The sequence below is a fragment of the Streptomyces sp. NPDC093795 genome, from assembly GCF_044764665.1.
Lineage (GTDB): Bacteria > Actinomycetota > Actinomycetes > Streptomycetales > Streptomycetaceae > Streptomyces.
The window spans coordinates 314,811-334,932 of the sequence record NZ_JBIWIO010000002.1; the positions used below are offsets into that span (position 1 = coordinate 314,811).

The 20,122-nt window shown below is 74.9% G+C and carries 14 protein-coding genes; 3 read left to right on the forward strand and 11 right to left on the reverse strand.

All coding sequences use genetic code 11. The features are described from left to right. Window position 1 precedes the first annotated feature (1 nt). Together ACIRB7_RS06490 and ACIRB7_RS06495 are read left to right on the forward strand one after the other, a co-directional pair. Entirely contained in the window at window positions 2-427 is a 426-nt protein-coding gene (locus ACIRB7_RS06490; RefSeq protein ID WP_351209849.1) for a thioesterase family protein, read from the forward strand. Beyond that, window positions 424-1,089 (forward strand): hypothetical protein, encoded by a 666-nt coding sequence (locus ACIRB7_RS06495; RefSeq protein ID WP_403593212.1) that lies wholly within the window; start codon window positions 424-426, stop codon window positions 1,087-1,089. The genes ACIRB7_RS06490 and ACIRB7_RS06495 overlap by 4 nt, the downstream gene beginning before the upstream one ends. A 24-nt stretch (window positions 1,090-1,113) precedes the next feature. Here ACIRB7_RS06495 and ACIRB7_RS06500 read toward each other — a convergent pair whose 3' ends face one another. The 5 genes from ACIRB7_RS06500 to ACIRB7_RS06520 all read right to left on the reverse strand — a co-directional run bounded on the left by ACIRB7_RS06500 (window position 1,114) and on the right by ACIRB7_RS06520 (window position 9,763). Next, window positions 1,114-1,770, reverse strand: a complete 657-nt coding sequence (locus ACIRB7_RS06500) for a hypothetical protein (RefSeq protein ID WP_403593215.1) — start codon at window positions 1,768-1,770, stop codon at window positions 1,114-1,116. Between the two features lie 96 nt (window positions 1,771-1,866). After that, complete coding sequence (locus tag ACIRB7_RS06505; protein WP_403593218.1) at window positions 1,867-2,835, reverse strand: ABC transporter ATP-binding protein; 969 nt, start codon at window positions 2,833-2,835, stop codon at window positions 1,867-1,869. Next, the gene (locus ACIRB7_RS06510) at window positions 2,832-5,675 is read right to left on the reverse strand and encodes an FtsX-like permease family protein (RefSeq protein WP_403594365.1); all 2,844 of its coding nucleotides are present in this window, start codon (window positions 5,673-5,675) and stop codon (window positions 2,832-2,834) included. The genes ACIRB7_RS06505 and ACIRB7_RS06510 overlap by 4 nt, the downstream gene beginning before the upstream one ends. Window positions 5,676-5,773: 98 nt before the next feature. Continuing rightward, a complete protein-coding gene (locus ACIRB7_RS06515) occupies window positions 5,774-9,121 on the reverse strand; it encodes an FtsX-like permease family protein (protein ID WP_403593221.1) in 3,348 nt (1,115 codons plus the stop codon). Window positions 9,122-9,358: 237 nt separating this feature from the next. After that, window positions 9,359-9,763 carry a globin gene (locus ACIRB7_RS06520; RefSeq protein WP_403593223.1) on the reverse strand — a complete coding sequence of 135 codons (405 nt, stop codon included), beginning with the start codon at window positions 9,761-9,763 and terminating at the stop codon, window positions 9,359-9,361. 85 nt (window positions 9,764-9,848) lie between these two features. Here ACIRB7_RS06520 and ACIRB7_RS06525 point away from each other — a divergent pair, with 85 nt between their 5' ends. Beyond that, entirely contained in the window at window positions 9,849-10,811 is a 963-nt protein-coding gene (locus ACIRB7_RS06525) for a methyltransferase domain-containing protein (RefSeq protein ID WP_403593226.1), read from the forward strand. Between the two features lie 19 nt (window positions 10,812-10,830). Here ACIRB7_RS06525 and ACIRB7_RS06530 read toward each other — a convergent pair whose 3' ends face one another. Genes ACIRB7_RS06530 through ACIRB7_RS06555 form a run of 6 tightly spaced genes read right to left on the reverse strand, consistent with a single transcriptional unit; the run spans window position 10,831 to window position 20,111 of the window. Next, window positions 10,831-12,243: an FHA domain-containing protein gene (locus tag ACIRB7_RS06530; protein WP_403593229.1), complete on the reverse strand. Its 1,413-nt coding sequence runs from the start codon at window positions 12,241-12,243 to the stop codon at window positions 10,831-10,833. Window positions 12,244-12,284: 41 nt separating this feature from the next. After that, window positions 12,285-13,616: a VWA domain-containing protein gene (locus ACIRB7_RS06535; protein ID WP_403593232.1), complete on the reverse strand. Its 1,332-nt coding sequence runs from the start codon at window positions 13,614-13,616 to the stop codon at window positions 12,285-12,287. A gap of 54 nt (window positions 13,617-13,670) precedes the next feature. Beyond that, window positions 13,671-15,149 (reverse strand): PP2C family serine/threonine-protein phosphatase, encoded by a 1,479-nt coding sequence (locus tag ACIRB7_RS06540; protein WP_403593235.1) that lies wholly within the window; start codon window positions 15,147-15,149, stop codon window positions 13,671-13,673. Window positions 15,150-15,151: 2 nt separating this feature from the next. Beyond that, a complete protein-coding gene (locus ACIRB7_RS06545) occupies window positions 15,152-17,692 on the reverse strand; it encodes a tetratricopeptide repeat protein (RefSeq protein WP_403594368.1) in 2,541 nt (846 codons plus the stop codon). 59 nt (window positions 17,693-17,751) lie between these two features. Next, complete coding sequence (locus ACIRB7_RS06550; protein WP_403593237.1) at window positions 17,752-19,026, reverse strand: hypothetical protein; 1,275 nt, start codon at window positions 19,024-19,026, stop codon at window positions 17,752-17,754. A 47-nt stretch (window positions 19,027-19,073) separates the two neighbouring features. Then, window positions 19,074-20,111 (reverse strand): glutamate ABC transporter substrate-binding protein, encoded by a 1,038-nt coding sequence (locus ACIRB7_RS06555; protein WP_403593240.1) that lies wholly within the window; start codon window positions 20,109-20,111, stop codon window positions 19,074-19,076. Window positions 20,112-20,122: the final 11 nt, after the last annotated feature.

Genomic DNA, 20,122 nt, shown 5'->3' on the forward strand with positions numbered 1-20,122 from the left:
AGTGACCAGGCACATCTACAGCTGTCCCCTGCGCTGGTCGGACATGGACGCCTTCGGGCACGTCAACAACGTCGTCTTCCTGCGGTACCTGGAAGAGGCGCGGATCGACTTCATGTTCCGGCTGGCGCCGGGGGACGGTTCCCCCTCGTTCTCCGGCGGGTCCGTCGTGGCCCGGCACGAGGTCGACTACCTGCGGCCGCTGGTCCACCGGCACGCGCCGGTGACCATCGAGTCCTGGGTGACGAAGATCGGCGCGGCTTCGCTGACGATCGCGTACGAGATCAAGGACCCCGACGTCACGTACGTACGGGCGTCCACGGTCGTCGTGCCGTTCGATCTCGAGGCGCAGCGGCCGCGGCGGATCACCGCCGAGGAGCGCAGCTTCCTCGAGGAGTACGTGGACGACGGGATGACGTCCGCCGCATGACCGTGCTCGCTCCGCTGCACTTCGACGACGCCAGGGAGGCGGCGGCCCTCGCCGCCTTCCTGACCCGGCTCGTCCACTACGACCGGGCCGCCGTCGTCCGCCTCCAGGCGGGCGGCGGGGCGCTGGCCGTCTTCGGACGGCCGCCGTCCTTCGAGGTCCTCGCGATCCGTACGGCCCGTCTCGTCGACGCGGTGGAGCTCGACGCCACCGTCTCCGCCGGTGAACTCCTCGAAGGCATCGAGGAGTCCGCGGGCAAGGCGGTCGTCCCGGACTCCGTGACCGGGCCGCCCTGGGCGGGCGTGCTCCCGCCGCGCGCCGACTGGGCGCCCGTCGCCGGGCTCCCGAGCGCGGCGGAGATGCGGGGCGCGGTCGCCGCCGCCGTCGCCGAGTTCAGGGCGCGGGACGAGGAGCTGCCCGAGGAACGGCGGACCAGGGACGAGCGCGACCGCATCGGCCGCGCGATCTGGTCCCGGACCCTCGGCCCCACCGGGCTGCCGCTCCGGGCCGTGCACGCCGCCCAGTCCCTGGGCTTCCTGCCGCCCACGCCGGAGGAGACACCGGTCGCGCTGTTCGCCTCCGGGCCCTGGCTGCGGCTGCGTACCCCGTACGGCTCCATCGCCCTGCGCACCGCACCGATGTCCCTGGCCGTCACCCCCCGTTGATCACCGCACGGCGGGCGGCCTGCCCTATCGGGGCGCTCGCCCTGCCCCTCGGCGTGCCCCTCGGCGGGTCATCGGCGGGTCCTTCGGGCGGCTCTCCAGGCGGCTGACGTGCCGCGCCGCCGCCGTCGCGGCGGACAGCGTGATCAGCGCCAGGAACCCCGGGAGCCACGGCGAGTTGGAGCCTTCGAGGGCCGGGTCCACCCGGCGGCGCGGATCGTAGGCCACCCGGATCGTCGCGCCGTCCGGCGCGACCCTGCGGTCCTCCGCCAGGGACGACGGGTAGCCGCCCGGGCATCGCAGGGTGTGGTGGAAGAGCGTCGTGTCGAGACCGCCGTCGAAGATCGCCTCCTTGTGCTCGCCGGCGACCTTCTCGACGACGCACTCGGCGACCTCACCCCGCGCCGCCGCCTGATCCGCCGTGGACGCCGTCAGGAGCAGCCCGCCGGCCAGCCCCAGCGCGCCGAAGAAGCCCAGGCTCCCGGTCACCAGGGCGAAGTACGCCACCCCCGCGACGACGATGGCCGCCCCGCCGACCGAGACCGCGACCGCGGTGGACGGCGCCGACGCGCCCCCGAAGCACCAGACCGCCCAGACGGCGAGCGCGACCGCGGCCACCGCCGGCAGGAACACCGCCACCCGGGCCCTTCGCGCCTTCCTCGACGGCACGCTCACCACTCGCATGGATCCCCCTGGCACGGACACCACCCCCCAGGAGAGGGACGTGTGCCGGCCCTCCCCGGTTTCGCCGGAGCCCCGCCCCGGACGCGAGAGCCTTCCTCAGCCCTCCGCGTCGTCCGGCCACACCCCGATGTGGTCCTGCTCCAGTTCGAGCGCCACCCGGTGCTCCATCCCGAGCGCCTGCGTGTACTCCGCCGGCAGCTGGAGCCGGCCCGCGCGGTCGAGCATCGCGTACTCCCGGGCCACCAGCGACTCCTGGCCCTGCTCGTCGACCTCCGTACGGCGCAGCACCTCGGAGGACGTGCGGCCGTCGCGGATGGCGACCGTGCGGCGCACCTCGGAGGCCACCGCCTGGTCGTGGGTGACGATCACGATCGTCGTGCCCAGCTCGTCGTTGGCGCGACGGAAGGCCGCGAAGACCTGCTCGCCCGTGGCCGAGTCCAGCTCGCCCGTCGGCTCGTCGGCGAGGAGCACGGACGGGTTGTTGGCGAGGGCGACCGCGATGGCCACCCGCTGCTGCTGACCGCCGGACAGCTGGTGCGGCCGCCGGTCGCGGGCCTCCGCGATGCCCAGCATCGCGAGGAGCTCCTCGGCCCGCTGCGCCTTCTGCCTTGACCGGCCCCGCAACTGCATCGGCAGCGCCACGTTCTGGGCGGCCGTCAGGTAGGGCAGGAGGTTGCGGGCGGTCTGCTGCCAGACGAAGCCGACGACCTCGCGGCGGTACCGCAGCCGCGCCTTGCCGTCCATCGCGAGCAGGTCGCACCCGGCGACCCGGGCCGCGCCCGCGGTCGGTACGTCCAGGCCCGCCAGGATGTTCATGAGCGTCGACTTGCCGGAGCCCGAGGCGCCGACCAGGGCCATCAACTCGCCCTCCTTGACGAGGAGGTCGAGCCCCTGGAGGGCCTGCACCTCCACCCCGTCCGTGGTGAAGATCCGGACCAGCCGGTCGCAGGCGATGAGCGCGTCATGACCGTACGAGGGCCGGTCGCGCCGCGCGGTCACCCGTCGCTCCAGCTCCTCCAGGGTGGTGTCGGAGGCGGTGCTGGGGATCGTCCCGGTCTTCGTCATCGTGCGTCTCCTGCCCTGAGTTCCTTGATCGAGCCCTTCCGCCCCGCCCACCACGCCTGACCGGCCGCCGCCGTCGCCGTCAGGACGACGACCACGAGCGCGGGCACCACCAGCGACCACGGGTCCGCCCGCAGCGGCGCGCTGTCCAGCGGCGCGAACCCCGGTGTCGTCGCCAGCGCGAGCCGGAACAGGTCGATGCCCGGCGCGAGCAGCGGCACCGTCGCCCAGCCGACCAGCGTCCCGCCGAGCGCCGCGAGCACCGCCTGCGGCACCGCTTCGAGCCCGAGCAGACGACGGCCCTGCTTCCGGGTGAGGCCCATCGTCCGCAGCCGGGCGAGGAGCGTCGTCCGCTCCGGCGCGTTCTGCATCAGGGACAGCAGCACGGCCACCACGGCGAAGCCGCCGCCCACGCCGATCGCGCCCAGGTACATCCGCTCGGCGCCCGACTGGAGCGGCGAGTCCACGTAGCCGGCCCGCTCCTCGGCGCGCATCGACACGAGCAGGGCGTCGGACTTCGCCTTCACGGCGGCCCGCAGCGCGGCGCCGTCCCGCGGGCCGGTGACGAGCAGTGTGGTGGGGGTCCTGTGGGTGAGGTCGGCGGCGTTGACGAGGAGGAAGTCTGCGCCGGGCAGGGCCGGAGTGGCCGACCGGACGGCGACCACCTTCACCCGGAAGACGCCTGCCGCCGTCACGATCTCCTGCGGCTCCTCGCCGAGCCGTTCGGCTACCGAGGGCGAGGCGATCGCGGGCAGCACCCGCTCGGTGTCCGCGGCGGCCTCCTTGCCGCCCTTCCCCGTCGACGCGAGCAGCCCCGCCGGGAACGGCCCGAAGCCGGTGCGTTCCGCGTGGCGGGTGTACGAGCCGGGTTCGACGCCCACCAGGGTGCCGCTCATCGGCTGGACGGTGGTCCCCTGGTGGGACGGCAGGGCCACCCCGTACTCGATCTGCACGGGGGCCACGTCCCGTACCCCCGCCGTCCCGCGCACCGACTCGGTGAGCCCGGCCGGCAGCGGGGTCCACTCCACCGAGCCGTCGATCCGGGCGTCCGCGCCGGTCGCCAGGAGAGCGGCCCGGTCGCGGGCGTCGGCGACCCCGGCCAGGACCGAACCGCCGAACGCCGCCGTCGTCAGCGCGAGGACGAGCGCGAGCAGCGGGAGCGTGCCCGCGGACGACGAGCGCCCGGCGCGCGCCAGGGCCAGCGGCCCGACCGCCCCCCGCAGCCGACGGGCCGGCCGGCCCAGCCATCGCAGCGGCAGCGGATAGATCCGTACGAGGAGGGAGGCGGCGATCAGGCCGACGAGGACCGGCGCGGCGCTCACCAGAAGGTCACCGGAGGCGCCCGAACCATCCGAGGCACCAGAACCAGCAGAACCACCGGAGCCCCCGGAACCATCAGTTCCGCGGAGCCGCAGCGAGACGACCGCGCCCACGGCGAGGACAAGGACGGTGAGTTCGGCGACCGTACGGCGCCGGGAGGGGCGCGCGGTGAGCAGGTCGTCGCGCCCGCCGTGCAGGCGCGGGCGCCGGTGCAGGACGACCGCACGCAGCGGCAGGACGAGCATCGCGAGGAGGGCGACGGCCGAGGCGGCGAGCAGGGAGGGGCCGAGGGGGATCGCGTCGGGCCCGCCGCCGGGTGTCCGTACCGTCACCACCGCGAGGACCAGGGCGAGCGCCGCGGCCGGTACGGAGACGGCGGAGGTCTCGCCGAGCAGCCGCAGGCCGATGCCGGTGAGCGAGGCGCCACGGGAGCGGAGCAGGGCCAGTTCGCCGTCCCTGCGGGCGACGAACAGCCCGCCGGTCATGGCGAGGACGACCGCCGCGACCGCGCCGATCCCGAAGACGGCGACGGCGACGACCGGACCGATCGCCTCGCGCATCGAACCGTACGAGTCGACGATCGTGTCGAGTTCGGTGGTCAGGGCCCCGGTGGGCCCCACGACCTCGCGCATCCTGAGCAGGTCGGGGCCGCCGGCCGCCGAGTCGAGCGCGGCGGCGAGCCGGTCGGTGTCGCGGCCGGTGAGGTGGCCGGACGTGGGCATGAACCGGAAGAAGACCTCCGGGTCGCCGAGGGTGGAGAGCGCGGCGGCCGCGGACGTGGGGGAGAGGAGCAGCGCCCCCTGCCAGTAGTACTTCACCTCTCCGTCGGCGACGAGCGGGGCGTACGCGGGGGTACGGAGCAGCGGTTCCACCGCCCAGTACGCGGCTTCGGGGCCGCGCGGCTCCACGATCCCGGTGACGGTCACGGCGAGCGGTTCCGTGCCGGCCCTGCTCGGCACGTGCACGACGGAGCCGGGCTTCAGCCGCAGGGCCGCGGCGGTCTGCGCGGTCACCACCGCTTCGGGCGCGCCGGACGTGCCCGCCGCGAGCCGGCCGGTCCGCAGCGTGGCGTGCTCGGTGAGCCCGGACGGGGAGGAGAGCACGAACTCGGGGGACATGCCGTCGGGCCGGGGCAGCCAGGGGTCGAGGCCCTCGACGCGCTTGACCGTACGGACGCCGTGGACGCTCTGTCCCGGGTCGGTCCTGATCGGCTCCGGGAACAGGGCACGGACCTCGTCGTGCTGCTTCCGGAGGACACCGGGGGCCAGGGTCGACTCGGGTGGGGTCACGCCGAGGGGGGCGGTGAGTTCGAGGACGGTGGTGCGGGGCGCGGCGGTACGGATGTCGTGCCGCAGCCCCTCGGTCTCGTACGCGTCCATCGCCCGCGGCAGCGCGGCCGCGAGGTACGCGGTGACCAGGACGAGCAGGGCGAGCGACGCGGCGGACCGGGGCGCGGTCCGCAGCCGGGTCCGCACCCAGGGCGCCACGGCGCGGGCGGGCTTGTCGGACCTGGGCCGGGCCATGTCGGGTGCCTTCCTGCGTACGGCGGGTGTGCCGGTGCTGTGGCCGTCGGGAGCGTGGTCGTCGGCGTGATCGTCGTCGTACGGGGCCGTCGGCGCCATCAGTTGTCCCCCTGGTGGCGCAGGGTCACGGCCGGGTCCGTCGGGCGCAGCGCGATGACGGCGACCATGGCGAGCGGCAGCGCGGCGACTCCCGCGAGCAGCAGGGCGACGTGGCCGAGGGGCAGTTCGACCAGGACCGGGGGGACGGGACGGGCGGCCTGGCCGGTCAGGAGGACCAGCGGGACGACCGCCCGGGCCAGGACGGCGCCGAGTCCGATGCCGACGAGCAGGCCGATGCCGATGAGCAGTCCCTGTTCGGCGGCGATCAGCCGGGCGAGGCGGCGGCGTGGCGCGCCGAGCGCCCGCAGCACCCCGAACTCGGCGGACCGTTCCCGCATGGCGCCGGCCGAGCCGACCGCGAAGCCGACGGCGGCGAGCGCGGCCGCGGCGGCGGCGACCGCCATCAGGGCGGCGTTGGGGCCCGCGCCGAGCGGGTCGCCGAGCAGTTCAGCGGCGACCTCGTCGCGTACGAGGACCTGCGCGGGGTCGGCGTCGGGCCGGGCGCGCAGGGCCGTGGCGACCTCGTCGGCCCGGCCGGGGGCGACGGTCAGCCACCATTCGGTGGGCGGCACGGTCGAGGCCTCGCCGGTGGAGAGGTACTGGTTGACGGCCGCCAGGTCGAGGAGGACCGTACCGCCGTCGTCGGGGGTGGCGACGGGGGAGAGGGCGGAGGCCGCCTGGGCTCCCGGCCCTGTGGTGGGCAGCTCGTCGACGACGTGGGCGACGGTGACGCGGACGCTGCGGCCGCCGATGGCGACCTCGATCTCGTCGCCGGGCCCGGCTCCGGTCGCCGTCATGAAGGCCCCCGTGGCCACGGCGAACAGCTGCTCGGGCGCCTTCGGCCCGGGTGCGGTCATCCGCAGGGCGAACTCCTCGGCCGCCGGGGAGGGTTCCTTGTCGGACGCGCTGGTGGCGGCGAACGAGACGGTGTACGGGGCGGGCCGGCCTCCGGGCCCGGCGGTGCCGGGGACGCCGGAGGTGGGGCTGCCGCCCACGGCGTCGCCGTCGGTCGCCTCGTACAGGTGCGTCCAGGGGGCGAGGATCCGCCCGGGGGCGTGGACCTGCTCGCCGCCGTCCGCGCGGACGACGCCGAACCGCTCCGCGCGGAGGGTCCCCGTCCCCGCGCCGTCGTCGAACCGGCCGGTCAACTCCAGGCCGGTGAGCGTGAGCAGGCCGCCGGAGCCGCGGCCCGCGTCGGCGCCCGGTACGGCGGTCAGGGAGCCGAGGTCGACGGTCAGCCGGTGGGTCCGGCCGTCGGTGGGCAGCAGGCCCATGGCCTGCCGGTACGGGACGCCGTTCGGGTCCTCCAGGACGGCCGTGACCTGGGCAGGGGCCGCCGTCGCGGTGAGCCGCAGGTCCGCGGTGAACGCCCGGGTGCCGGCGGGCAGCGGGAGCCCGGGGCGGGTGGTCGCCGCGGGGGCGAGCGGGGCGAGGAGGGAGCGGACGGGGGCGTCGGCGAGGTCGGGGCGCATCAACAGGCCGCCGGCGGCGTTGCGGGTGTCGACGGCCAGGACGGTCGCGTTCCTGCCGGCCACGTCCATGCCGGTGCGGTACACCGGGGCCACCGCGCGGACACCGGGTACGGCGCCCAACTGCTCGGTCCGGGTGGGTTCGCCGGGGCCCGCGCCGAGGACACGGACGGCCGCGCCGGTGCGGAAGTCGGCCTGGTCGCGCTGCGAACGCTCCCACGACCGGTTCTGCCCGATGGCGAGCATGCCCATCGCCACGGCGAGGACGAGGAGGAGGACGGGGCCCGCACCGCGCAGCGGCCGGCGGCTGAACTGCCAGCCGGCGAGCGCGGCGGAGAGACCACGCCCGCCCGCCGCGCGCCGCTCGGCCAGCTTGGCGGCGGGCGGCAGCAGACGCAGGGTCAGGACCGTGCCGGCGAGCAGGGCGAGGGCGGGCGCGGCGACGAGCACCGGGTCCATGGAGCCGCCGCCGGGTTCCCCCGTGCCGAGGGTGCCGCCCGCGGCCGCGGGGCGCTGCAACTGCCAGTACGCGATGGCGGCGACGGCGAGCAGACCGAGGTCGGCCCCGGCCCGCACGGGGCCCGGCAGCGACGCCGAGCGGGCCTTGCGCAGCGAGACGACGGAGCCGTCCCCCGCAGCGAGCGCGGGGGCGACGACGGCCGCCGCGCAGCACACCGCCACGGCGGCGGCGACCAGCCACACCTGGAGCGAGGGCGCCGTGTCCAGCTCCACGCCGAGGGAGGAGAGCGCGGACCGCTCGGCGAAGAGCCGGGTCAGCGGTCCCGAGAGGAGCGGGGCGGCGAGCGCCGCGGGCAGGGCGAGCAGCAGCGCCTCGACGGCGGCGAGCCCGGCGATCCGGCGCCGCGAACCGCCGCGGGCCCGAAGCAGCGCGGTCTCCCCGGAGCGCTCGGTGCTGAGCAGCCGGGCGACGAGCAGCAGCGCGTACGCGGCGAGGAGCACCAGCTGGACGGCGACGATGAGGAGGGTGGAGCGGGAGACGAGCAGGGACCGCTGGGTCTGTTCGAGGACGGTCGGCAGCGCGGTGGTCGCGGAGATCGTCGTACCGAACCGGTCGGGGGCCTCGGCCAGCGCCTTCGGGCCCTCGGTCGCCGAGGCGCGCAGGGCGTCGATGCGGTCGGTGGTGAGGCCGGTGAAGTCGGCGGAGCCGAGCCAGGACGTGGCGCCGGAGCTCAGCGCCCCTGAGGCGAGCGCCGCCGGGTCGGCGAGGAGCGGGCCGTACGTCGTGAACGCGACCGTCCGCACCCCGCGGCCGCCGGCCAAGTCCAGCTGCCAGTACAGGTCACCGGTGTCGACGGGCCGGTAGACGCCGGTGATCCGGGCCTTCACCCGCCGGTCGTCGAGCCGGTCGCTCAGATCCAGTACGGTCCCGGGGCCGACCCGCAGCCGCCGGGCCGCCTCCTCGGGCAGCGCCGTCTCGATCACGCCGGCGGTCCGGGCGGCGGAGGGCCAGGCGCCGCGGACGAGGGACAGCTTCGAGCGGTCGAGCGCGGCGAAGTGGGTGAGGTCGGGGTCGCCCTTACGGGCGGCGGGCGCCTGGAGACTCCGGGGCAGCGCGTACGGCCCGGAGTGGTCCAGGCGCCGTACGGTCACGGGCAGGCCGTCGAAGGTCCGCCGCATCCCCTCCTGGACGGCCTCCTCGGCGCCGGCCCGCTTGGCGGTGGGCACCTGCCCGCTCACATGCAGCGAGGCGGCGGCCGCGGACCTGCCCCGGAGACCGGCCTGGAGCGCGGCGTCCCCGATGGCCCCGGAGAAGGAGGCGAGGGTGGCGAGCACCGAGGTGGTCAGGAGCACGGCGAGCAGCGCGGCGGCGAGCAGCAGCCGGTGTGCCCTGACACGCAGAAATACGAACCCCGTCACCCATCCCCCTGGCCACCCTGATCACGGTGCGCACGTCGAACGTGGTCGAACGCTCCCGAGACTTCCCTCGGATGCTTTCAGAGGGCATGTGCCGCTGGAAACCGCTTACGGTCCGACCTTGATGCGATCGTGACCGTTATTCGGGGTCCCGTCTCCGGAATGTGTCCGTCCGTGACAGGTTCCGCGACAGGTGAGTTCCGTGGCAGGTGAGTTCCGTGAGAGATGGGTGAGGGGTCGTCAGCCGGCCGTGTTCACCATCGAGGCCGCCGCGTACGTCAGATAGCGCCAGAGCTCGCGCTCGTGCTCCGGGGCCAGGGCCAGGTCGTCCAGGGCCGCGCGCATATGGCGGAGCCAGGCGTCGTGGGCCGCCTGGTCCACGGTGAACGGGGCGTGGCGCATCCGGAGGCGGGGGTGGCCGCGATCGTCGCTGTAGGTGCGGGGGCCGCCCCAGTACTGCATCAGGAAGAGGGCGAGGCGCTCCTCCGCCGGGCCGAGGTCCTCCTCGGGGTACATCGGGCGCAGCAGCGGGTCCCCCGCGACACCCTCGTAGAAGCGGCGGACCAGACGGCGGAAGGTCTCCTCCCCGCCGACCTGCTCGTAGAAGGTCTGCTCCTGCGTCGTTTCCCCGGGAATCTCGTTCACCGTCCCATCGTCTCAGATGACCCGTCCTAGGACTTGAGGTCCAGGACCGCTCGCCGGGGACCCCCGGCGGCGGGAGAGTGGAGGCATGGATGAGCGGCGGGAGCGGCCGGACGAGTTCGCCGAGGCCGGCGCGCGGGCGCGACGGGCCCTCGTGCGGGAGATCGAGGCGGACGGCTCGCTGACCGATCCCGCCTGGCGCGCCGCCTTCGCCGAGGTCCCGCGCCACCTCTTCGTCCCGTACTACTACGTGCCCGGGAACGGCGGCTACGAGCGGCTCTGGTCCGGCGACCCCGACCCCGGGCGGCGGGACAGCTGGCTCCGCGGGGCCTACGAGGACACGGCGATCGCCACCCGGGTGCGGGACGGGGAGCTGGTCTCGTCCGCCAGTCAGCCCTCCCTGATGGCGCTGATGCTCCAGGCCCTGGACGTACGCGACGGGGACGACGTCCTGGAGATCGGAGCCGGGACCGGCTACCACGCGGCCCTGCTCTGCCACCGGCTCGGCGAGGAGCACGTCACCACCGTCGACCTGGACGAGGAGATCACCGAGTCCGCCCGGACCCATCTGGCCGCCGCCGGGTACCGCCCGGCGGTCGTCACCGCCGACGGCGCCCGCGGCTGTCCCGAGCACGCCCCCCACGACCGGATCGTCGCGACCTGCGCGCTGCCCTCGGTCCCGTACCCCTGGCTCGCTCAGTGCGGGCCGGGCGCCCTGGTCCTCGCCCCGCTCTCCACCGGGCTGCTCCTGCTGCGGGTGCGCGACGGGGCGCACGCGGAGGGACGGTTCCTCGCGACCTCCGCGTACTTCGTGGCGCTCCGGGGCGCCGCGGGGCGCGTCCCGCGGCCCGATCCGGCCGGGGACGAGCGCTTCCGCTTCCTCTGGGGTCTGGTCGGCGGGACCCTCGACAGACGGGAAGCGCTCTCGCTCTGGCTGCGCGAGCGGCGGCCGGAGCGGGAGCGCTTCGGGGTGACGGTCAGCGGCGACCGGCAGTGGGCCTGGCTCGACGACCCCGGAGGGCCGTACGCCTGGCCCCTGCCGGGCGCGTGAACGTACGGGTCAGGCCGGGTCAGGCCAGACGGACCGTGATCGTCGTCCAGGCGCCGACGTGCACCCGGTCGCCGTCCTGGAGCTGGACGGGGACGTAGGGCTGGATCGGCTCCTCGCCGCCGTTGACCGTGGTGCCGTTGGTGGAGTTCTGGTCCACCACCGCCCACGAGCCGTCCGGCTGCTGCACGAGCACGGCGTGCTGGTGCGAGACGCCCGGGTCCTCCGGCGGCACCGACAGGTCGATGTCGGGCGACTCGCCGGTGGAGTGCCGGCGGCGGCCGATGGAGATCTGGTTGCCCTGGAGCGGCAGATGCTTGTCCGGCGAGTACGCGGGCAGGTTCAGGCCCGTCGCCTCGGGGCCGCTGCGCTGCATCATCGCCATGAAGTAGTCGCGGTCCGGGCCGATGACCGCGGTCCAGGACAGCGGCTGCCGCGGCGGCTGGTACTGCTGCGGAGGCTGCTGCTGACCCTGGTGCGGGGGAGGGCCGTGGGGCGGCTGGTGCTGCGGAGACCCCTGGGGCCCCTGGTGCTGCGGGGGCGGCGGAGGCGTCTGGTGCTGCGGAGGCGCGTGATGCTGAGGCGGTGCCTGGGGCGCCTGGTGCTGCGGAGGTGCCGGCGGCCCCTGGTGCTGCGGAGGTGCCTGCGGCGCTTGGTGCTGCGACGGCGGCGAGAGGACCCAGTCGTCGTCCGCGCGCGGCTGCGGCGGCGCGGGCGGCGCCGGTGCCTGGGCCGGAGCCTGGAGGTACGCGGGCGGGGCGGGCGGCTGCTGCGCGGACGGCTGCTGCATGGGCTGCTGCTGCGCCGGCGGGCGCTGCGGCGGAGCCTGGTGGTGCGTGGGGTCGCCCCCGAGCGGCTCGGCCGGGCGGTTCACCTGCGAGGGCCGCGAGCCCTGGTACCCGAACGGGTCCTGCGGCTGCTGCTGCTGCTGCGGCTGCTGCTGCGGAGGCGGGGGCGTCTGGTGCTGCGGCGGGGACTGGAAGCCCGGCGGCAGGTTCAGACCGGGCGGCGGCCCGGGCTGCTGCGGCGGTGACGGGGCGTTCTGCGGGGCCAGCGGCGTGTACGAGGTCGCCGTGTTCGTGAGGAAGTTCCAGCGGCACTCCTCGCAGAACGGCGCCATGTACTCGCGCGGGGTACGGCACTGCGGGCAGAGCTCCGCCTGGGCCGTCGCGTTCGGGTCGCCACCGGGGCCGAAGCCACCGGGAGCGGCCGGAGCACCGGGACCCCCGGGGCCGGGCGCGCCGGGACCACCGGGCGGCGGGCCCATCGGGGGCCGGCCGGGGCCACCGGGGCCGGGGTATCCGTACGCGGGGGGCGGCGGCGGGGGAGGCGGCGGTACGGCACCCGTCGGCGCACCCGCCCCGGCCATGCGATGGCCGCAGACCTCGCACCAGTCGTCGGAGACCGACTGGTGTCCGTTCGGGCAGGTAGGCATGTCGGTGCTTCCCCCTCTCGTCGTCCGGCCCGGTGGCCGGGCTACCTCTTGACGCGAACGGTCTTGGTGGAGCGCGTTTCGAGTGTCATCTCGTCCGCATCCGCGACCTTCGCCTTCAAACGCACAGTACCGGTCGCCGCGTCGACGACGTCGACCACCTTCGAAAGCAGTTTCGCCGTATCCGCGTTCCCCGAGGCCGCCGCGAGCTGCACGGCGCGGCCCAGTTTGGCCGTCGCGCCGTCGTGATCGCCCGATTTGCGGGCATCGAGGCCCTGTTGGATGACGTCCGCCAGCTCGGCCTGGCCCGTGTAGTGCGCGACCTGAGGGTTGATCGACGTCGACATCGCCAGGTCGTCGGTCCACACCGCCCGTACCAGTCCCTGAGACAGCGGGCGCGGGTCGCCGCCCGCCGGGTCCGGGGCGATCAGGGAGACCCGGGCGGCGAGCATCTCCTGGCCGACCGCGGCCCGCGGGACCCGCACGCTGACGTGGTAGTCGCGGGACTCGTCGCCCCACGAGCCCGTCGGGTAGTCCCCGGCGCGCGGTCCGGCCTCGGTACGCCGCCCCGTCAGGTCCTCGACCGTCGGCGCCACCTGCTTCACGTACGCGATCTCCACGCCGACGGGGGTCCAGAGCCGCAGCGCGACGTCCGCGACGCCCTTGCCCATCGCCTGCTCCATCATCGCCGTGAAGTCGGCGGCGAGGGCGGACGGGTCGGCGACGATGTCGGCGGTGCCGAGGAGCGCCGAGGCGATCCCGGTGACCTCCTTGACCTCCCAGTCGGTTCCCACCCCGCGCGCGTCACAGGTGAAGCGGCCCGCGCAGACGTCGAGCGCGGCCCGCAGTTCCTCCGGCGACTCGTGCTCGTTGCGGCCGTCGGTGAGCAGGATGCCGTGCCGGATGGTGAGGTCGGCGGAGGAGAGCAGCCGGTCCGCGAGCCGCAGCCAGGTGCCGATCGCCGTGCCGCCGCCCGCGCTCAGCCGGCGCAGCGCCTCCTTGGCCTCGGCCCGGGTGCGGGCGTCGGCGACGGCGAGGCGGCCGTCCCCGGGGTAGACCTCCTTCGCCACGTGCGTACCGGCGACGACGGCGAAGGACGTGCCGTCGCGCAGGGTGTCCACGGCGGCGGCGGTCGCCTCACGGGCGCCCCGCATCTTGGTGGAGGGGTAGTCCATCGAGCCGGAGCAGTCGACCATGATCACGACACCGGCCGTCCCGGCGCCCGACGGGCCGTAGAGCCGATGCCCGCTGGTGCCGCCCCCGGTCGCCGTGACCGTGACGATCGCGCTGACGTCACGCCCGCCCTCGGGCAGGAACTCGTTCTGGTAGACGTCCACCGAGAACTGCGGCACGGTCGACTTGGAGAAGTTCGCCATCTGTTACGGCTCCTCGGACAACAAGGCTGAAGGGGACGGGGGACCGGCGACCGCTCAGGCGGATCCTGCCCCTTGAGGGGTGACGGTGAACGGCACGAGGGCGACCGTGATGTTGTCGTGGCCTCCGCCGTCCAGGGCGTGGCCGACCAGGACCTGGGCGCTGTGCAGCGGGCGGTGCGCCGCGTCGGCGGGGACGACCCGGGCCATGTCGTCGGCGCCCTCCGCGTAGTTCCACAGGCCGTCCGTGCAGACCACCACCACGCCGGACCGGTCCGGCTTGAACGCGGCCGTGTGCGGCTCCAGTTCGTACGCGTCGGCGCCGAGCCAGCCGGTGATCGCGTGGGCGCGCTCGTCCGCGTATGCCTCGGCCTCGTTCATCAGACCCGCAGCGACCATCTGGGCGGCCCACGAGTCGTCCTCGGTGAGCCGGGCGGGCGGGGTGGCGCGGTCGTCCGGCACCCAGTAGACGCGGCTGTCCCCGACCCAGCCCACCACGAGCAGGCCGTCGGTGACGACGGAGCCCACGATCGTGCAGGCCGGGGCGTTGCGGTGGCGGTGCGGGTCCTGCTCGGTCCCGTCCTGGTCCGGCTCCTCCGCGAGGGAGTTGACGGCCTCGGCGGCGGCGACGATCGCCTCGTGCATCGCCTGCTGCGGGTGGGTGCCCCGGGGGAGCGCCGCGAGCAGCGAGGCACCGGCCGCCTCCGCGGCCGCGGCGGACGCCTCGTCGGGCCGGGTCGCGGAGGACACGCCGTCGCAGACGATTGCGACGGTGGCGGGGGAGCCGTCGGGGAGCGTGGTCGCGGATACGGCGAACGCGTCCTCGTTACGGTGATGGCGCAGCCCGCGGTCGCTGACGGCGGCGACACCGCCGAGCTCCCGCTCCATGTGGTCGCGCTCGCGGGGCTGCGCGTGCCCGCAGTTCTCGCAGTAACCGTCGGTGTCGACCCGCCCGGCCCGACAGGCCACACACACGGTGGCGGTGGGCGCGGGGGAGGGAGCGGCGGGGGCGGGGGCGGGGGCGGGAGTTGCGGGAGGAGCTGCGGGGACAGGAGGAGCTGCGGGGACAGGAGGAGCGGCGGGCGCGGGAGGAGCAGCCGGGACCGGGGGCACCCGTACCGCCGTACGCGGGTCGGGCGCGGCCAGCTCGAAGTCCCCGCTGCCCGTGGTGGTGTTCCCACCGGGCGGCACAGGACCGTCCGTACGGACCGGTACAGGACCGTCCGGACGGACCGGCACAGGACCGTCCGTACGCACCGCCATCGTCGGCAGGTCACGGCCGCCGGAGTCGGTGCCCGGGAGGTCGCCCGGGTGCTGGGTCATGGTCGACAGCGAACCGGGCTCCCGCGGCGGGGCGTCCGGCCAGTCCACGGGGGTGCCGATCGCCACGGTCGGGCGGTCCGGCTCCACCCCGGCGGCCGGCACGGCCATCAGGTCGTGACCGCACGCCCCGCAGAACCGGTCACCCGACTCCAGCGGCTCCGCGCAGTCCGGGCAGACCACGAGTCCGTGCGACGGCTTCGGCTTCTGGGACATCCTCACACCCACGTCCGGGGGCGGAAGCGGTTGGCCCGCTCCACCAGTTCGATCCTCTCCTCGCCCCGCTGGGCGAGCCGGGCAAGTACCCGGTACGAGCGTTCGAGGCCGAAGCGCAGTCCGCGCTCGTCCAGTTCACTTCCGAGCAGCAGAGCCCCGCCGCCCGGTTCCGCACCGGGACTACCGGAGAGTACCCAGTCGAGGGCCGCTCCGAGGACCTCCGCCGACAACTGCTCCCGGCGCACCGCGTCGAGACCGAAGCCCTGGAGCGCGGAGACCTGCGCCGCCGACGCCGTCAGATCGGCGCCGATCGGCTCCCACGCCGGGCGCCGCCGCAGCCGCGCCCGTACGGTCGCGACGCGGGCCGCCGTGTAGTGGATCGAGGCCTCCGGTACGGATTCCAGCGTCGCGACGGCACCGGTACGGTCCCCCGCCGCGAGCTGCACCCGGGCGAGGCCGAAGGCCGCGCTGACGAAGCTGGGGTCGGTGGCCCACACCAGGCGGTAGTACTCGGCGGCGTTGTCCAGCTGGCCGAGCACCTCGGCGCAGATCCCGAGGGCCAGCTTCGGCGCCGGCTCCCCGGGGAAGGCGTCGTAGATCGCGTCGAAGGCGAGCGCCGCGTGCTGGTGGTCGCCGGTCACCAGGGAGGTGACGCCCCGGTACCAGACGACCCGCCAGTCGTCCGGGTCCCGCTCCTCGATCCCGGCGAGGGTCTGTACGGCCGATGCCAGGTCGCCCAGCTCCAGCTGCGCCCGCAGGGTGCGCAGCCACAGCTCGGCGGAGTGGACGGGCGCGGCGTGGAGCGCGCCGAGCAGCTCACCCGGAGCGGCGGCGGCGAGACCGGCGAGGAAGCCGGCGTTGGGGTCGCCCGGGTCGACCCGGGGCACGGGCAGCGCGAGCGCGGTGGCGGGCGTGTCGAGCGCCGCGAGCAACTCCCCTAGCCCGGGTGCGGCGCCCCCGACGGTCGGCGCCGCACCCGGAACGGCACCGGGCGCGGCCCCGGCGACCCCGGCCCCGGCAGCCGCCGGCGTCCGCCGCCCGCGGCCCGTCCTCCGGGCCCCCAGCAGCGACACGTCCTCCGTCAGCTCGGCGAAGAGCGTCGTGTCCGTGACGCGGACCTCCGTGCCGAACAGCGTCGAGAGCGCGGGACGGGGCCGTCCCGACTGGAGCGCCACCACCTCCCGCAACACACCCGTCAGCTGCTCCGCCATCTCCTGCGCGGAGGCGAACCGGCGCGCCGGGTCCGGGTCGGTGGCACGGACCAGGAAGCGGTAGAACGACTCGTACGTCCGGAAGACCGCGATGTTGTCCGGCTCGGGCAGCGAGTCCACGAAGACGTTCGTGTAGCCCTGGAAGTCGAAGGTCATCACGGCGAGCGTGCGCGCCACCGTGTACAGGTCGCTCGCCACCGACGGGCCGACCTCGGCCACCTCCGGCGCCTGGTAGCCGACCGTGCCGTAGATCGCGGACTCGTCGTCGTCCATCCGCCGGACCGCGCCCATGTCGATCAGCTTCAGCTGGTCCTCGGTCTGGATGGCGTTGTCGACCTTGAAGTCGCAGTACAGCAGGTTCCGGCTGTGCAGGTGCCCGAGCGCCTCCAGGGCCTCGATCCCGTACGCGCAGGCCTGCTCGACCGGCAGCGGATCGCGCCGGCCGTCCGGGGTGCGCCGGTCGTTGGCGATCTCCTTGAGCGACTTGCCGCCGACGTACTCCATGACGATGTAGCCGTCCAGGGAGCCGGTGCGCTGGTCGAGGTGCTCGACGAAGTTGTAGATGCGGACGATGTTGGAGTGCTCGATCTCGGCGAGGAAGCGGCGCTCGGAGATCGCGGCGGCCATGGCGTCCTGGTCGCCGGTGTCGAGGAGGCCCTTGAGGACGACCCACCGGTCCGACACGGCCCGGTCGACGGCGAGGTAGACCCAGCCGAGACCGCCGTGCGCGAGACAGCCCGCCACCTCGTACTGGCCGTGCACGATGTCCCCGCCGCGCAGCTTCGGCACGAAGGAGTACGGGTGCCCGCACTTGGTGCAGAAACCCTCCGTACGCCCCGGCCGGTCGCCCCGCGAACGCCCCACGGGCCCACCGCAGTCGGAGCGGGAGCAGAATCGCTTCCGCTCGGGGACCTCGGGGTTCTCCATCACCGCGCCCCGCGGGTCGGGGCGCGGCACCTCCGGGATCGACACCAGGCCCGCGCCCAGCCGGTTCCTGGCGGACTGGCCGGTCGACGAGCCCGAGCTGCGCACCGACACCGAGCGGGACGCGGAGGGCCCGGAGAGCGAACGCGAGAGCCGCCCGGAGACCGAACGCCGGGAGGTCGAGGAGCGCGAGGACGCCCGCGAGGAGGCCCGCGAACTGCTCCGCGAGGAGCTGGAGTCCGCCCCGCCGACCCCTGCTCCCGACCCCGGACCCGTACCAGAAGCCGTACCCCTGCCCGTGCCCTTGCCGGGCACGGCCATCCCCGTCGGCGTCGAGCCGATCAGCCCTCCGGGGGCGACCACCGGCGCGAGGCCGCAGGTGTCGCAGTACAGCTCGCCGCCTCCCATGTCCTCGTACGAACCCTCGCACGAAGGACGCTGACAGCTCCCCACGCCCGTCTCCCCGCTCACTGTCGTCCTCCCGCGTCTCTCGGGCCGGACAGTACGTCCGCCGCCGCCTGCTGGTAGCGCAGCACGGCCTGTTCCGCGACCCGCAGATCGCAGGGCGCGCTCCACAGCATCCGCCGGGCCGCGTCGTACCGCTCCACGAGCAGCGGGTCCTCCGCCGCGCCGAGCCGTGCCACCTTCGCCTTGTACGCGTCGAGCCGGCCGCGCAGTTCGGCCCGGACCGCGAGCGGCGCCGTGACGGCGGTCAGCGACTCGCGGGCCCGGAGCAGTTCGTCCTCTGCCTCCCGCTCCAGGGACTCCAGAAGCGGGGAGAGCCGGTGCCACTGGGCGTGCCTGCGGTACTCCGCGGCGGCGGCGAGCCGCTCCTGGAGCACGGTCGGCGGCCCGCTGACGGCCGGGACCTCGGAGGCGGCGATCTTCGCGAGGACCTCGCCGCGCGCGGCCCGCGCCTCGGCGAGCGTACGGTCCGCCCGCGAGAGCACGTCACGCAGCCGGAGCAGCCGGTCCTCTGAGTCCTGCCGGACCGCGAGCACCGCCTCGATCTCCCGCCGGACGTCCTCGAGGGCCAGGGCCGCCCTGTCGTACCGCTCGGTGTCGGGCCGGCCGCCGCCGGGCGCCGAACTGCCCGCCGCGGGGCGCCAGAAGGCCAGCGGATCGGTCACCACCTGGGAGCGCAGCCGGGTCAGCTCGGCCGTGATGTCGTCGAGGTCGTCCCCGGCCGGGTGCTCCCCGGGCCGCACGCCGACTGAGTGGGCGAGCGAGCGGGTACGGCGCAGCTCGGCGGCGAGCAGGTCTATCCGGGCGGGCAGCGCCGACCAGACGGCGTCGGCGGTGACCACCAGGTCCAGCGAGGACGCGTACAGCTCGTTCATCCGCCGGACGAGGCCCTCCAGGGTGAACCGCTCGGAGAGCAGCCCCTGTTCACCCGCCCCGCCCGCGACGAGCACGCTCTCGCCGCGCAACCGGTCGGTCAGCTCCACCAGCTCGTCACGGCCGGGCCAGCGCCGCCGGGCGCGCACCTCGCGGGCGTCCCGCAGGGCGCCGGTGTACACGTCGAAGCAGGTCCAGAGCAGGGTGATGGTCCGCTCGGTGGCGGCCCAGCGGTCCCGGGTCGTCCCGGTCAGCTCGGCCCCTTCGAGCAGTCTGCGGCCCGCGTGGTCCTGGAGCGCGAAGAGCGAGTCCTCGACCGCCTTGTGCTCGGCGCCGAGCCGCGCCAGCGCACGGTCCACCTCGTCCCGGTCCATCACCGGCCCAGGGGGTCCCGTGACGCCCATCGATCACCTCTTCCTCTCCGTGTACCGGGCTCTCGTGCGGGGCGGGGCTACTTGTACAGCGGAGTGGGCGGGCCGGTTATACCGGGCAGGTCCTTCTCCAGCCAGTCCTTGTACGCCTGCTGCCAGGGGCCCTGCCGGTAGTTCACGAGGACCTGGTTGACCCGGCGGACCAGGTCGTCGTTGCCGAGCTTGGCGGCCACCCCGTAGAACTCGGTGGTGAACGGCCGGCCCTTCAGCTCGACCGCGGGATCCTGGGCGGCCTGGCCGGCCGCGAGGGCGTTGTCGGTGACGACGGCGTCGACCTCGCCCAGCTGGAGCCTGGCCAGGCAGTCCAGCTGGTTGGGGACGGTCAGCAGGTCCTTGTCGTCCTTGGTGCCGTCGCCCTCGTCCTTGAAGAGCGCGCCGAAGGACTTCTCCTCCAGGGCCTCGTAGGCGGTGGAGCCCTCGGCGGTGCAGATCCGCTTGCCCTCCAGCGAGGAGTCGTAGCCGGTGATGTCCTCGGCGAGCTTGGGTGCGAGGACCTGCTGCCCGGCCTGGAAGTAGGCGGTGGAGAAGGCGACCTGCTGGATCCGCTTGCAGTTGATCGTCATCGTGCGCACGACGAGGTCGACCTTGCCGCCGTCCAGGGCGGCGATCCGCTGGTTCGTCGGGATCGCCCGGAAGATGACGGCGTTCTCGTCGCCCAGGATGTCCCGCGCGATGGCACGGGCCAGATCGATGTCGAAGCCCTCCAGGGTGCCCTTCTCCGGGTTCCGGTAGCCCCAGCGGTAGCTGGACTGGTCGACGCCCACGATCAGCTTCCCGCGGGCCTTGATCGCCTGGATCGACGGGCCGTCGGCCGTCGAGGGCCGCAGGGACGCCGCCGGATTCTCACAGGTGTCCGCCTTGACCTGGATCCCCGTGCCGACGCCCGGCCCGGCCCCGTGGGTTCCGGAGGTGGCCGCCGCGTCGCCGCCGTCGTGGGTCAGCGGAAGCAGGGTGAGCGAGGCGGTGAGCCCGCAGGCCACGGCCATGGCGGCCACCCCGCCCCAGCCCCGGAACCGCTGCGCCGTCCGCCGCACCAGCGGGTACGTGCCGCTCGGCATCCCGCCCCCTC